The organism is Brucella lupini (genome assembly GCF_002252535.1).
In the GTDB taxonomy this organism is placed as follows: domain Bacteria; phylum Pseudomonadota; class Alphaproteobacteria; order Rhizobiales; family Rhizobiaceae; genus Brucella; species Brucella anthropi.
Genome location: NZ_NNRN01000051.1, coordinates 35,753 through 50,633, shown reverse-complemented (window position 1 = coordinate 50,633; position 14,881 = coordinate 35,753). Strand labels below are relative to the sequence as shown.

Below are 14,881 nucleotides of genomic sequence, written 5' to 3'. Positions count from 1 at the left end.
TTGATACTTGCGGAAACGCTTCAAGCCGTGCAAAAGCGCTTTCACCATGCTTATCCTTGACGACATCTCCGTACGAATTGCCGGACGCCTCTTGATCGACCACGCCAGCGTAACGCTGCCTGCGGGATCGAAAACCGGTTTCGTCGGCCGCAACGGCACCGGCAAATCCACGCTGTTTCGTGTGATCACGGGCGATCTTGCGCCGGAAACAGGCAGCATCTCGCTTCCGAAAAATACCCGTATCGGTCAGGTGGCGCAGGAAGCGCCCGGCACCGAGGACGCACTGATTGAAATCGTCATGAAGGCGGACAAGGAGCGCACGGCACTTCTTGAAGAGGCTGACACGGCAACCGATCCGCACCGCATTGCGGAAATTCATACACGCCTTGCCGATATCAATGCGCATTCGGCGGAAGCTCGCGCAGGCGCCATTCTGTCCGGTCTCGGTTTCAACGCCGAAGCACAACGCCAGCCTGCGTCCGCCTTTTCCGGCGGCTGGCGCATGCGCGTCGCTCTGGCCGCAGTTCTTTTCGCCGAACCGGACCTGCTGCTCCTCGACGAACCGACCAACTATCTCGACCTTGAAGGCGTGCTGTGGCTGGTCGACTATGTGAAGCGCTATCCGCACACCGTCATCATCATCAGCCACGACCGCGATCTCCTGAACTCGGCGACCAGTTCGATCATGCATCTCGACCAGAAGAAGATCAGCTTCTGGCGCGGCAATTACGATCAGTTCGAGCGCCAGCGTCACGAAATGCTGGAATTGCAGCAGAAGGCCCACGCCAAGCAGGAAGCCCACCGCAAGCACATGGAATCCTTCGTGGAACGGTTCCGTGCCAAAGCCACCAAGGCCCGTCAGGCACAATCGCGCATGAAGGCTTTGGAAAAGCTCAAACCAATCGAGCTTTATGTTGAAAGCAATGTGCAGCCGTTTCGTTTTCCAGACGCTGACAAAAAGACGGCATCGCCTGTCATCGCGCTTGATAATGCCGATGTCGGTTATGTGCCCGGCAAGCCGGTCCTTCGCAATGTGACCTTGCGCATCGACAATGATGACCGCATCGCCCTCCTCGGCTCGAACGGTAACGGTAAGTCAACGCTTGCAAAGCTGATTGCCGGTCGTCTGACGCCGGAAAAAGGCACGCTCACGCTTTCGCCGAGCCTGAAAGTCGCATTCTTCGCACAGCACCAGATGGACGATCTGATTCCTGAAGAAAATGCCATCGAGCATGTGCGCAAGCTGATGCCGATGGAACCGGAAGCGAAGGTGCGCGCGCGCGTTGCGCAGATGGGCCTGTCGACCGAGAAGATGCTGACGCCGGCCAAAGACCTGTCCGGTGGCGAGAAAGCGCGTCTCCTGATGGGACTTGCGACCTTTCATGGTCCCAACCTGTTGATCCTCGACGAACCGACCAACCATCTCGACATCGACAGCCGCGAGGAGCTTGTGCATGCGCTCAACGCTTTCAACGGCGCGGTTATCCTGATTGCCCACGACCGCCATCTTATCGAAGCCACGATGGAACGACTCTGGCTGGTCCGCGAAGGCGGTGTGAAGGCGTTTGAAGGCGATCTCGATGAATACCGGCAGATCGTTCTTGCTGATGCCAAGGGAGAACCGGCTGCCGACCGCGACGATAACGCCAAGGTCAACAAGGCTGAACAGCGAAAGCTCGCCGCCCAGAAGCGCGAAGCCATGGCGCCGCTGCAGAAAAAGATCAAGGAAACCGAAGCCTTGATTCAAAAACTGCAGAAACAGATTCAAGGCTTCTCGTCGCAACTGGAAGACCCGGCGCTTTACGAGAAGGAACCCCAGAAGGCGGTCCGGATCAACAAGGACATGAGCGATACCCGTTCTGCACTTGCGGATGCAGAGGACAAGTGGCTGGAACTTTCCACCGAATATGAAGAAGCTATGGCCGATTAAAAATCGGCCTTCTGTCTTTCAGCAGAGTCCTACGTGAACATAAGCAAGATCACGACCCCCAACAGGATCCAGCCGATGACACGCATGGTAACCGGCAGAGGACGGGGCATGAACCGCACCGCGAGAAGCGCGAAAATGACGGACAGAACGGGAAACCCGAAATAAAGGGCGGCGTAACCGCTCTGCCCTTCAAAGGAAGAGCCGAAGACGCCAAGCTTTTCGAGCGGCATCAGCGCAACCAGCGCTGCAAGAGCCGAAAGCAGCAACAGCAGCAACCTGTCGGAAATTTTGCAGAGCATCGTCATTGGTCAGCTCTGGGGACGCAAACGCGTGCGCATCAAAGCATAAAGACCGAATGCACCGAGGATCAGACCTATGGTCGTATAGACCTCGTCCGGCGTTTCCGCTCCACGACGCAATACGAGATCGGCTTTTGAAAGCTGAAGCCCATCCGTGTTTCCCTGCACCAGACGGAACGCATAAAGCCCTGGAATGACTGGATCGATATCCCCCGCACTCTGGCGCAGAACGCTGCCATCCTGCGGGCGGTCCGTATTGATGGAACCGCTCGTCGAGGCGAAATCGAGCCCCTGAGAGAGAACCGGCTGGCCGTCGCGGCTGACCGCAAGGGTCACCGCCGATCGCCTTTCCGCAGGTACGTAACCCGGCAAAGGCGTTGCATCAATGAACACACGCACCGGCCCATCGTCCGCCGACAGCCTGACTTCTTGTATCTTGAAGCCGCTTTGGCGGTTTTCAAGCATGGTCCAGCGCCCGATTTCGCTGCCAGTGAAATGGCGCATATACCAAGGATAACCGATGGCGAGCCCAAAACCGGCGACGATCATCAAAATGAATAGCACTCGCGTCACGCTTTGCGCTCCCAACGGCGATCGGGCGTCTGCTGCCAGTAAGTCAAGTCGTGGCTCCCCGCCTTGAAATTTTTCCACTGCCCTCGGGCAATATCGAGCTGATCCTGATCGTGGCCGTCGAACATGACGACAAGACGTTCATAGGCATCCGCCCGTTCCAGTCCTGCGCCTTCAACGAGAAAGCGCACCGTCGCTCCATTCGGATTGGCTTCACCGGTCGTCAGCAGAACCGGCTGGTGTTCGGGATGAGGCTCTTTATCGGTGCCATGCGCCACGAAGGACGTATCGGAGAAGGTCCAGAGCAAACCATCCAGCGCATCGCGTCTTTCCTCGCTGACAGTCTGGATCGTGACGCGCCAGCCGCGCCCGAGCGAGCGCTCGACCAGACCGGGCAAGGCCTCATCGAGTGTCGATTCCGTCAGATGGTAGAAGAGAATTTCCGCCATGCACTATCCGTTTCGGGAATGGGTGAAGAAATTGATTCCGCTTCTCCACCCATCCTTTTGTTTGGAAAAGATTTTAGCTTTCAAAATGATCCCGGACAAGGCGGTCCAGCAGGCGGACGCCATAGCCGGAAGCCCATGTCTGGCTATACTCGTTTGCTGGCGACCCCATAGCCGTTCCGGCAACGTCGAGATGCGCCCAAGGGGTTTCGCCGACAAAGCGCTTCAGGAACTGTGCCGCCGTGATCGATCCGCCGTAACGGCCAGCGCTGTTCTTCATATCGGCAAACTTCGAATCGATCATCTTGTCGTATTCGGTGCCGAGCGGCAGGCGCCACAGCTTTTCGCCGGTCAACTGGCCTGCATCATAAAGCTGATCCGCAAGCTCGTCGTCATTGGAGAAGAGGCCGGCGTGATACTGGCCGAGAGCAACCATGACAGCGCCCGTAAGGGTGGCCAGATTGATGATGAAGCGCGGCTTGAAACGGTCATTCGTGTAGTGCAGCGCATCGGCGAGAACGAGACGACCTTCGGCATCGGTGTTGATGACTTCAATCGTCTGTCCCGACATGGATGTAACGATGTCACCCGGGCGCTGGGCATTGCCATCCGGCATGTTTTCAACAAGGCCGATAATGCCGATGGCATTGACCTTTGCCTTGCGTCCAGCCAGAGCGCGCATCAGGCCAGTAACGGCTGCCGCGCCACCCATGTCGCCCTTCATGTCTTCCATGCCAGCGGCAGGCTTGATGGAAATACCGCCCGTATCGAACACCACGCCCTTGCCGACAAAGGCCACCGGCTTTTCCTTGCTCTTCGCGCCCTGCCATTCCATGACAACCAGTCGCGGCGGGCGAACGGAACCCTGTGCCACGCCGAGAAGCGCGCCCATGCCGAGCTTCTTCATTTCCTTCTCACCGAGAACCTCGATCTTCACGCCAAGCTTTTCGAGCTTTTCAGCTTCCTGTGCAAATTCGACTGGGCCGAGAATGTTCGCAGGCTCATTGACGAGATTGCGTGCCTGGATAACGCCGTCCGCAACCGCCTCAGCAACTTCAAAAGCCCGCTTCGCCGTGTGCGGATCAGCGACGCAGATGCTGATCTTGGCAGCGTGTTTCGGATCGCCATTTTCCTCATTGTTCTTGCGCGTCTTGTAGCGCTCGAACTTGTAGGAGCGCAGAATCATACCAAGCGCGAGATCAGCTGCTTCGTCACCGGCAATGGTGGTTTCGGGCAATGCAAGCGTCACCGTTGCGCGCTCGGCTTTACCGATTCGTGAAAATGCAGCGCCGCCGATCTTCAACCAATCGTCATTGCCAAGCTTGCCCGGTTCACCGACGCCGACCAGAACAATCTTGTCGACACCGCTGGACGTGGTTTCGATCGCCTCAGCGGTCTTGCCGAGAGCACCGGTGAATCCGGAAATTTCGGCAATGCGCTTGATCTTTTCCGCACCGCCAGCAGCCTGAGCCGCCTCATCCGCAAAGCCGCCGCCCTTGGCGACGAGGACGATGGACACGCCTTTTTCCGGTGCTGCAAAATCGCTGAAAGAGATCGAAGGACGTTTAGACATGACAACTCCAAGCTTGGTGTCGATTTGAGAATGACACGATTGTGTCGCGACTTTTCCCCACTCATGTGAGACGAATATGGCGAAACAGCAAGAGTTGATGCCAGATTGTCCAGTTTTAGCCCGAGGAAAACCGTGCAGGACACAATTGCAAACCCGTCTTACCTGCTCCGCACAAAAACTGGTTGCCTTGAGCCGACTCATCGCTCATTAACAGGGCCCATTAATGGGAGTAGCAGAGCTGGCATCTTCCTAATGCTTTTAGTAGTCTGTTAACCGCGTTTATTGGGCCAATCTTAGCCAAGCGTCATTAAGTTTAATGATTATCACGAGTGCTGCTGCCCTTTCGGGTGCGCGCTCCTTCAACGGAACCGGGATGTAGACTCCACCTATGCGATTGATTGAGTTGTACATCTTGCGCCGGGTGGCGATCATGTTCCTAGCAGTGCTTGGGGCGGCGGTCGGTATTACCTGGACTGTGCAGGTGCTCCAGCGCATCGACTTTCTGACCACAAGCGGACAGACATTCCAGACCATCATTCAGTTCAGCTCGCTGTTGATCCCGTCGGCCATCCCCCTCGTGATGCCGTTTGCGCTGATTATTGCAATCACCCAGACGCTTTCGACCATGAACCAGGATTCCGAGCTTGTCGTCATCAATGCGTCGGGCGCACCGCGCAGCGCGGTCATGCGTCCAATCCTGATTCTTGCAGCCGTCATTTCCGTCGTCTCGTTTCTCGTCGCCAATTATGTCGATCCCTATGCGCGCATGAACATGCGCGCGATGATTGCCAATGCCAGCGCCGACCTGATGAATGTCATCGTTCAGGAAGGCAACTTCCGGAAACTGGCGGATAATCTCTATATTCAGGTGGCGGAACGACGCCCAGACGGCAGCATTGGCGGGCTTTTCATTGCCGATTCACGCGATCCGTCGCTCGACCTCATCTATTACGCCGCAGATGGCGCGATTGCGTCGACGCCGACTGGCGACATGCTTTTGATGCAGAACGGTGAAGTGCAGCGGCGTGATGTGTCGGATGGCACCGTCTCGATCATCAAGTTCAATTCCTACGCATTCGATCTCAGCCAGTTCGCCTCGGCTGGCGACGATTTCGTTATCTACGCAAAGGATCGTCCGCTTTCCTACCTGTTGAATCCGGACCCGAACGATCCGATCCTTCAGACCCGTCCATTGCGCTACAAGGCCGAATTGCATCGCCGTCTGACGCAATGGCTCTATCCGGTTGTCTTTGCAATGATAGCACTGGCTTTTGCTGGCGATTCCCGCTCGCATCGCGAAGCCCGCGTATCGGCGTCCTTCTCGGCGATCAGCACCGCCCTTCTCGTCTATTGGGCAGGCTATTTCGCGTCCGACCGGGCCGACAAGGATGCAGGTTATATCGTTGTCATGTATCTCGTTCCTGCCGCTGTCATTCTTGTGACGGGCTTTGCGCTCGCTACCGGGCGACGGATCGGCCTGCCGGACAAATGGAACGACCGCATTCTCGACAATTTCGACAATCTGAGAAACAGTGTCTCAGAACGCTATGCCCGTCTCACTGGACGTTCGCGCAATAAAGCCGGAGGTCAGGCATGATTGGCTGGACGCTTGGACGCTATTTCTTCATCCGCTACGTGCAGATCACGTTCTATTTTCTGCTCGGTATCTTTGCATTGTCCCTGCTTCTCGATTTTACCGAGAATGCGAGCAAGCTTTCGAACCTGCCGGACTATTCGGTATGGGCGGCGCTTGGCCTTTCCGCCATGCGCGTTCCGTTCATCATGCAGCAGATGATCCCGTTCGTTGCCCTGTTTTCCGCAATGGCGACGCTCATCTCGCTCAACAGAAAATACGAACTCGTTGTCGCCCGCTCCGTTGGCGTGTCGGCCTGGCAATTCCTTCTGCCTGCCTGTTTCGGCGCTTTCCTGTTTGGCCTTGCCACCATCTTCATCCTCAATCCGTTTGCTGCCTACGGCTTTGCCAAGGCCGACGAGATTGCATCGACATGGAAGACCGGCAAGGTTACCGACGTTTCCGCCTTGCGCGACCCATGGCTTCGCCAGAAAACGGATGAAGGCGAAACCATCATCGGCGCAAAAAGCATTCTGGATCAGGGCGCGACACTTGCCGATGCGACATTCATTCAGTTCGATGAAAAGAAGAACATCAAGGTACGCTACGATGCGCGCACTGCACAGCTGAAGGACGGTCATTGGGAGCTTACCGACGTGACGCGATTCGCGCGCGGCGAAGAACCCCAGAAAATGGCGAGTTTCAAGATAGAGACGCAGCTGCGCCCTGAATATGTAGAAGAGAAGCTCGCGACGCCGGACACGATCCCCTTCACGCAGTTGCGTCACAAGATCGAAGTCGCGCGTTCGTTCGGTTATTCGGCAAACGCATTTGACATGCAATACCAGTCACTTCTGGCATTGCCGGCATTGCTGATGGCGATGACTCTCATTGCTGCAACAGTGTCGTTGAAATTTGTGCGATTTGGTCAGTCAGGAGCGATGATTCTGGGTGGCGTTATCGCAGGCTTCATGCTTTATGTCGTTTCGGTGCTGGTGAAGGCATTCGGGAATGCGGGATTCGTTCCGCCGTTCGTGGCTGCCTGGGTTCCGGTTGTTATCGCGACATTCTTTGGTGTCTCCTTTCTGTTGCATAAGGAGGATGGTTAGTGGGTTTGAGTAACGCCCGCATGGTATTGCCCCATTCGCTCTCGCGTCTTGCGCGCGGGACGGCTTTGGCGTGCGTCCTTGCTTTACCTTTCATTTCTGTCGCAGCCCTGCCCTCTCCTGCATCGGCACAGGACGCTCTCGCATCCAATTATGAGAGCGATCCGAATGCGCGCATGCTTCTGCAAGCAGACGAGCTCGTCTATGATCGCGACATCAATACCGTCACGGCTCAGGGCAAGGTGCGTATCGAGTATGACGGCAACCATCTCGTCGCCGACAAGGTAACCTATAACCAGCAGACGCGGCGCATGACCGCGACGGGTAATGTTGAGATCGTCGAACGCGACGGCAACAAGATCTACTCCGAACATATGGATGTCACCGACAGTTTCCGCGACGGCTTCGTAAACGGCCTTCGCGTCGAGACGACGGATAACACCCGCTTTGCCGCCGAAAGCGCTGAACGCAGTAACGGCGAAATCACGACGTTCAACAATGGCGTCTATACGGCCTGCGAACCCTGCGCGAAGAATCCGGACAAGCCTGTTCTCTGGCAGATCAAGGCGCGCAAGATCATCTGGAACAGCACGACGAAGACGGTTCGTTTTGAACATGGCCGCTTCGAGTTCTTTGGTATGCCACTTGCCTATTTCCCGGCATTCGAGATGGCAGACCCGACAGTGAAGCGCAAGAGCGGCTTCCTGTTTCCGGGTTTTTCCTACAAGGACGATCTCGGCTTCGGCATCAAGAACTCGTATTTCTGGGCACTTGCGCCGAATTACGACGTGACCCTTTCGTCGACCTATTACACGAAGCAGGGCTTCCTGACCGAAGCCGAATGGCGTCATCGCCTGGAAAATGGCACATATAATCTTCGTATTGCTGGCATTCACCAGAACAAGCCGGGCGAATTCGATGTAAACACCGTTGACCGCGAAGAAGACAATCGCGGCATGGTCGCATCGAAAGGCGATTTCAATCTTAATTCGCGTTGGCGTTTTGGTTGGGATGTGATGGCACAGACCGACCGGAATTTCAGCCGCACTTATTCTCTTGACGGCTACGGTGCCGAAACTCAGGTTTCCAAAATATACCTCACGGGTATTAATAACCGGAATTATTTCGACCTGAACTTCTACCGTTTCAATGTGCAGGAATCTCTCTTGTCGGATAATCCGAACGAGATGCATTCGAAGCAGCCTTGGGTTTTCCCAAGTCTGGATTATTCCTACACGATGCCTGAGCCGGTCTATGGCGGTGAGCTGAACTTCAATACCAATCTGCAGGTTCTTTATCGTCAGAATGCAAATTATACGCCTCTCGGCACGAGGTTCCCTCGCGTTCCCGGCTTCGACGGAACTAATGCACGTCTGACCACCGAAGCAGAATGGAAGCGCACATTCATCACGCCTGCCGGCCTGGTCATCACGCCGTTGCTGGCACTGCGCGGCGACGCCATTGGCGCCAATACGAACTTCAATCTGGCAGATGCTGGCTATACGGATGCACTCGTGCGTTCAGAAGCGCTTCGCGCCATGGCAACCGCAGGGCTTGAACTGCGCTGGCCGATCCTGTTCTCGACCACCAGCTCAACCCATATCATCGAGCCGATTGCCCAGCTTTATGTTCGCAACAACGAACGCTATGCAGGCGAGTTGCCGAATGAAGATGCCCAGAGCTTTGTCTTCGACGCGACGAACCTGTTCTCGCGCGACAAGTTCTCCGGTTATGATCGTGTTGAAGGTGGCACGCGTGCCAATCTCGGCGTCCGCTATTCGGGCAACTTCAACAATAGCGATTGGGCGCTTTATGCTCTCGGCGGTCAGTCATTCCAGCTGGGTGGCGTAAACTCCTACGGCACAAGCGATTTCGTGAATGTCGGCGCAGATTCCGGCCTGCAAGATGCCCGCTCCGACTATGTGGCCATGATCGGCACGTCCAACTCGACAGGCCTTGCTCTGGCTGCTCGCGGACGTTTCGACAAGGACAGTTTCGCAGTTCAGCGTGGCGAGCTTGAAGCCCAGCAGAGCTGGCAGAAGCTGACAGTTTCTGCACAGTACGCCTATATCGCGCCGCAACCGGCCTACGGATATAGTGATCTTCGTCAGGAAGTTACGGGTTCGGCAACAGCGCGCATCAATACGAACTGGCGCGTCTTCGGCTCAGGCACCTACGATATGGTATCTGAAACCTTGGTCCGCGCATCGTCAGGCCTCGCCTATGATGATGAGTGCTTCACGTATTCCATGGCTTATGTCCAAACCCGCAATCCGGGTGATGATAAAGCGTCCCATAGCGTTGGCTTCAACATTTCGCTGCGCACCCTCGGCGACATAGGCAGCGGTAATCAGACTTTCTAATCTTGATGGACCGGAAGCGTTGGAAATGCTTCCGGTCTTTCCATTTAATGCGACAAAGAAATTTGCTCATCAAAGCCTGATTTGGCATCCATTCTTCAGTATTCAGACGATACAAGCTTCCTAAAATAGCTTTTGGGTCATTGTTTCGCCGCACTAGCTCATCTATACAGGCAGCTTATGATCAGCCGCTGATATGATTGCTTGTTGGGCTGAATAGCGGCAATGACTATAATGGGATATGTCCGGTAAGGATTGTCGTTCGTCGACCGGAAGGAATCGGGAAAGAAAGATGATGATTGCAAGACCTCTCTTCGCCTCCATGCTGAGCGCCGCAGTTTGCCTGACGACGCTTGGAACCGTTGCGGTTCCGGCATTTGCTGCAGGTGCAGGGTCCGAGGTCAAAGTCATCGTTTCCGGCAATGCCATTACAAACAGCGACATTCAGCACCGCGTCGCGTTCCTGAAGCTGCAACGCAAGGGTGGCAATCTCAGTCAGGTCGCGAAAGAAGAACTGACCGATGAAATGTTGAAGCGCATCGAAATGAAATCGCGCAGCATCAACATTACCGACCAGCAGGTCGATGAGGCTTATGCCGGGTTTGCCAGCCGCAACAAGATGAGCCTGGCTCAGCTCAATCAGTTGATGAACCAGTCAGGTGTTACGCCCGACCATTTCAAGAAATACATCATGGTCCAGATGGGCTGGGGCCGCCTCGTCAGTGCCCGTTTCCGCGCGACCGGCATGGTCAGTGAACAGGAAGCCGTTCAACGCATGTTGAAGGATGGCGGTAAGAAGCCTGTGGCAACCGAATATCGCCTTCAGCAGGTCATTTTCGTGATCCCCGCTTCCAAACGCTCTCCTGCCCTGCTTTCCAAGCGCAAGCAGGAAGCCAATGCGCTTCGCTCGCGCTTCCAGAGCTGTGACGCGACCCGTCAGCAGGCCAAAGGCATTCTTGACGTGACCGTCCGCGATCTCGGCCGCATCATCGAACAGCAATTGCCGAACGAGTGGGCGAAAGCGGTCAAGGCAACATCCGTCGGTGGCACGACCCCGCCACAGGAAACCGAAAAGGGCGTGGAATTCCTGGCAGTCTGCTCGACCCGCCAGATATCGGATGACCGCGTTGCTCAGCTCGTCTTCTCCATGGAAGGTGCGGATTCCCCTGCTGGCCAGGAAAAGAAAGCCGAACAGCTCAGCGAGAAATATCTGAAGGAACTGCGCGAAAAGGCGACGATCGTTAATCGCTAAACCGACCGGACGGTTCATCCGTCCTCTATGGAATATGACGTGATGTCCGCCGCACCTGTTCCTCTCCTCGCTATCAGCATTGGCGACCCTTCTGGCATCGGCCCCGATGTTGTGCTTGCAGCCTGGCTTCGGCGCAGCGAACTTTCGCTGCCGCCTTTCGCCTTGCTGGCAGATCCGCTGCAACTGGCTGCCCGTGCACGACACCTTGGTCTTGATGTTGAGATAGAGGTTATTTCCACTATATCTGCCGCAAGCAGTGTCTTTTCTCGTGCGTTGCCGGTGCTTCCGCTCGAGAACAAGCTGACGGATAATGTCGGGAAGCCGTTGCCAGAAAACGCTGCAGGCATCATCGAAGCCATCGAGCGCGCGGTCGCGCTCACACTGAAAGGTGAGGCTTCGGCAGTCGTTACCTGCCCAATCTCGAAGAAGCCGCTTTATGAAGCCGGGTTTCAGCATCCCGGCCATACGGAATTTCTGGCGGAACTGGCAAGCAAACATCTTGGAAAGCCTGTTACGCCGGTCATGATGCTGGCCGGGCCACAGCTTCGCGCCGTTCCGGTCACCATACACATTCCGCTTTCCGAAGTACCCGTACGCTTGCGTACTGCCGATATCATCGAAGTATCGCGGATCACCGCCACCGAACTGCGCGAACGGTTCGGCATCGCATCACCCCGTCTGGCCATATCCGGACTCAACCCGCATGCGGGCGAAGGCGGAGCCATGGGCAAAGAGGATGATGTCGTCATCCTTCCCGCAATCGAGGCGTTGCGCCATGAGGGGATCAATGCGCGCGGCCCCCTGCCCGCTGATACGATGTTTCACGCGCCAGCCCGCGCAACCTATGATGCTGCGGTCTGCATGTATCACGATCAGGCTCTTATCCCTGCCAAAGCGCTGGCTTTCGACGAAACCGTGAATGTAACGCTCGGGCTTCCCTTCATTCGCACATCGCCAGACCATGGCACGGCTTTTGACATTGCGGGCAAAGGCATCGCCCGCCCGGACAGCCTTGTCGCGGCTATTCGCCTTGCGCAAGAACTGGCTGAGAATGCAGCCAACGGACATTAACGAGTACAAATGGCATGAGTATTGATGGCCTTCCCCCGCTTCGCGAGGTAATCGAACGGCACGATCTGATGCCGAAGAAATCGCTCGGCCAGAATTTCCTTTTCGATCTCAATCTGACATCGAAGATCGCCCGCCAGGCAGGGAATCTGCAGGACCAGCCCATCATCGAAGTTGGTCCAGGTCCCGGCGGACTGACCCGCGCACTTCTTGCCCAAGGCGCTTATGTCACGGCAATCGAGCGCGATGAACGATGCCTTGATGCTCTTGCCGAAATTGAGGCCCATTATCCGGGTCGTCTGCGCATCATCTCAGGCGACGCTCTTGAGCAGGATTTTTCGGCATTATTTCCAGATGGGCCAAAGCCGCGCATCGTTGCCAATCTGCCTTACAATGTCGGCACGCAGCTTCTGCTCAACTGGCTGCTGGTCGAGCCATGGCCCCCTTTCTATTCGTCGATGACATTGATGTTCCAGCGGGAGGTCGCCGAGCGTATCGTCGCGACGCCTGACAGTGATCATTATGGACGCCTTGGTGTGCTTGCCGGGTGGAGAACTGTTTCGAAGATCAGCTTCGATGTGCCGCCGCAAGCATTTACACCACCGCCGAAAGTGATGTCGTCAGTCGTCCATATCATCCCGCGTGAAGACCCGCTGCCTTGCAATGCGAATGCGCTCGGGCAAATCACGCAGGCCGCCTTTGGACAGCGTCGCAAGATGTTGCGCCAGAGCCTGAAACCGGTTGGCGGGGCCGAGCTTCTTGAGAAGACAGGCATCGACGGAACACGCCGTGCCGAAACGCTCAGTGTGGAAGAATTCGTCGCGCTGGCAAACGCCTATCGCCCGATCAAATAGTTAGAGCGGTTTACTGCTCTAATGACGGTCACTTTTCCCGGTGGCTGCCTTCGCCGCTTCAGGCGCAGCAGGCATGACTGGCAGCTTCATTTCATTGACGATCTGCCCCACGTGGTCGATCTCTTCACGGAAGCTGTTCAGGGACGAGCCAGTCAGTTTTTCACCAGCGTTGAGACGCGCCGTCAACGGATTGACATACTGATCGCCGACCTTGAGCTCATAATAGAGGTGCGGGCCGGTTGAATACCCCGTCGACCCGACATAGGCGATCACCTCACCCTGCTTGACGTGTTCGCCAACCTTCAGGTCTTTTCTGGCCGCTGAAAGATGCGCATAGGTCGTGCTGTAGCCACCCTGATGACGGATACGGACATATTTTCCATATCCCTTCTGATACGAGATAAGCTCCACCACACCGTCACCCGCCGCAACGATGGGCGAGCCGATTGGCGCATCGTAATCCACGCCATTATGGTGTTTGCGAACATGCAGAACGGGATGTATGCGCCAGCCAAAACCATCATTGAGACGGCCATTCGGAAGAGGTTTCTGCATGAGATATTTCGTCATGGAGGAGCCGTCTTCATTAAAGTAATCCGCACCGCCATTGCCTTCATGACGATACAGGCGACGGCTTTTCCCATCCGTTGTGAACTCGACAAAAACCAGTTCCGGTTCCGTCTCCGCACTTTTGCGGAAAAGAAGGTCGATCAAGTCCGGCCTTTTACCACCATTAAGCGAAATACCATTCTGTGAAGCCACCCTCTCGACTTCACCGACGATTGCTTTCGGTGCGCCCGCCTGTGCCAGCCGGGACGGAATGGAGCCGCTACTGCTGACCTCATTTTGTGGGTGGTAGGCTGTCAGCATCGCATCGCGCGACAGTCGTGCAAAAAGGCGTTCATTGCCGGTAGCGCGAAAAACGCCATCGTCGGCACGTCCATAGACAGCTTTATCGATATCGCCATGCTCGAAACGCGCAAGCGCGATGTGCTGTTCGCCATCAGCGCCAGCGTCTTGCCCCGATTTATCGACCAGCAGTTCCAGACTGTCACCGGGTACCAGTTCAGTTCGAGCCAGAGCCTCCTCAAGCCGCTTACTGTCCTCGATTGCTATGCCCGCTGCCTGCAACAAGGCGCCCAATCGTTCGCGTGACTGCGGCGCGACAATAATTTCATGAACCTTGGCTTCTGTTCCTACAGCCGGTCTGGCGAGACTGACATTGACAGGAATACCCCGCTCCAGTGCTTCTTCGGCTGGTTCCGAACGAGATTTCAGCGAGGAAATTCCTCCGCGAAGCGCATCATCAATCACGGCGCGTTTCGAGCCTTTGGCGTCAAGAACCACGTGCTGGTAGGTGTAAAGGCGCGCGTCGCCGTCCTCGACGCCTTCAGCTATGTCGATGCGTCTTGATACCCGACTTCCGGGGGCAATACTTCCTTCCGGCACCAGTCGTGCTTCTTTCGGTGCAGCGCGGTTCCTTCTCAGTGTAGTTGTATTGAACATGACCGGTTGTGCAGGCCGCCCATGTCGCACCAGCCGCCCTGTCGTAAACAAAAATCCGCCCCCGGCAATGACGGTAGCGGCTGCCAGTGCCAGACAGAACCGCAGATGTGTATGCAGGGAAAACCGGACCTGTCGGAATGGTCTCAGACTGTGGGAAGAAAGTGGCTCGCCCTTGAGGGCAGCTCCGAAGGACGCAAAATCTGGCTCCGCCGTCGCAGCAACTAGTCTTTCGTTTGCTGGCGCTGACCAGAAGACCATTTTAAATAATTCTCCGCCAAGGATTATCGGCGGAAGAGTGGCAAAGACAGCGGCCAAAATAAGGCTTCTGGCGGGATATCCACCAG

General features: G+C 56.0%; 12 protein-coding genes. 7 read left to right on the top strand and 5 right to left on the bottom strand.

The window, feature by feature from the left end; genetic code table 11:
* The first annotated feature begins 46 nt into the window (after positions 1–46).
* Positions 47–1,930 carry an ABC-F family ATP-binding cassette domain-containing protein gene (locus tag CES86_RS16210; RefSeq protein WP_040129497.1) on the top strand — a complete coding sequence of 628 codons (1,884 nt, stop codon included), beginning with the start codon at positions 47–49 and terminating at the stop codon, positions 1,928–1,930.
* Between the two features lie 29 nt (positions 1,931–1,959).
* Here CES86_RS16210 and CES86_RS16205 read toward each other — a convergent pair whose 3' ends face one another.
* From CES86_RS16205 to CES86_RS16190, 4 genes are all read right to left on the bottom strand, one after another.
* Positions 1,960–2,235 (bottom strand): hypothetical protein, encoded by a 276-nt coding sequence (locus tag CES86_RS16205; RefSeq protein WP_040129498.1) that lies wholly within the window; start codon positions 2,233–2,235, stop codon positions 1,960–1,962.
* Positions 2,236–2,238: 3 nt separating this feature from the next.
* A complete protein-coding gene (gene bspB, locus CES86_RS16200) occupies positions 2,239–2,802 on the bottom strand; it encodes a type IV secretion system effector BspB (protein ID WP_010661670.1) in 564 nt (187 codons plus the stop codon).
* Positions 2,799–3,248 carry a DNA polymerase III subunit chi gene (locus CES86_RS16195; RefSeq protein ID WP_036580669.1) on the bottom strand — a complete coding sequence of 150 codons (450 nt, stop codon included), beginning with the start codon at positions 3,246–3,248 and terminating at the stop codon, positions 2,799–2,801. The genes bspB and CES86_RS16195 overlap by 4 nt, the downstream gene beginning before the upstream one ends.
* 73 nt (positions 3,249–3,321) lie before the next feature.
* Positions 3,322–4,818, bottom strand: coding sequence for a leucyl aminopeptidase (locus tag CES86_RS16190; RefSeq protein WP_036580666.1), 1,497 nt, complete (start codon positions 4,816–4,818; stop codon positions 3,322–3,324).
* A 388-nt stretch (positions 4,819–5,206) separates the two neighbouring features.
* Between CES86_RS16190 and lptF the strand changes: the two genes are divergently transcribed.
* The 6 genes from lptF (at position 5,207) to rsmA (ending at position 13,031) form a co-directional block, all read left to right on the top strand.
* The gene (lptF, locus tag CES86_RS16185; protein ID WP_094514905.1) at positions 5,207–6,415 is read left to right on the top strand and encodes an LPS export ABC transporter permease LptF; all 1,209 of its coding nucleotides are present in this window, start codon (positions 5,207–5,209) and stop codon (positions 6,413–6,415) included.
* Positions 6,412–7,500 (top strand): LPS export ABC transporter permease LptG, encoded by a 1,089-nt coding sequence (lptG, locus tag CES86_RS16180; protein WP_094514904.1) that lies wholly within the window; start codon positions 6,412–6,414, stop codon positions 7,498–7,500. Before lptF ends, lptG begins: the two co-directional genes overlap by 4 nt.
* A gap of 20 nt (positions 7,501–7,520) precedes the next feature.
* Positions 7,521–9,860 (top strand): LPS-assembly protein LptD, encoded by a 2,340-nt coding sequence (locus CES86_RS16175; RefSeq protein ID WP_041545219.1) that lies wholly within the window; start codon positions 7,521–7,523, stop codon positions 9,858–9,860.
* 289 nt (positions 9,861–10,149) lie between these two features.
* Positions 10,150–11,109 (top strand): peptidylprolyl isomerase, encoded by a 960-nt coding sequence (locus tag CES86_RS16170; RefSeq protein ID WP_010661664.1) that lies wholly within the window; start codon positions 10,150–10,152, stop codon positions 11,107–11,109.
* 42 nt (positions 11,110–11,151) lie between these two features.
* Positions 11,152–12,180, top strand: a complete 1,029-nt coding sequence (pdxA, locus tag CES86_RS16165) for a 4-hydroxythreonine-4-phosphate dehydrogenase PdxA (RefSeq protein ID WP_041545222.1) — start codon at positions 11,152–11,154, stop codon at positions 12,178–12,180.
* 14 nt (positions 12,181–12,194) lie between these two features.
* Positions 12,195–13,031 carry a 16S rRNA (adenine(1518)-N(6)/adenine(1519)-N(6))-dimethyltransferase RsmA gene (rsmA, locus tag CES86_RS16160; protein ID WP_010661662.1) on the top strand — a complete coding sequence of 279 codons (837 nt, stop codon included), beginning with the start codon at positions 12,195–12,197 and terminating at the stop codon, positions 13,029–13,031.
* 18 nt (positions 13,032–13,049) lie between these two features.
* Here the strand turns inward: rsmA and CES86_RS16155 are convergent, their stop codons facing one another.
* Complete coding sequence (locus CES86_RS16155; protein WP_094514903.1) at positions 13,050–14,795, bottom strand: M23 family metallopeptidase; 1,746 nt, start codon at positions 14,793–14,795, stop codon at positions 13,050–13,052.
* Positions 14,796–14,881 lie beyond the last annotated feature (86 nt).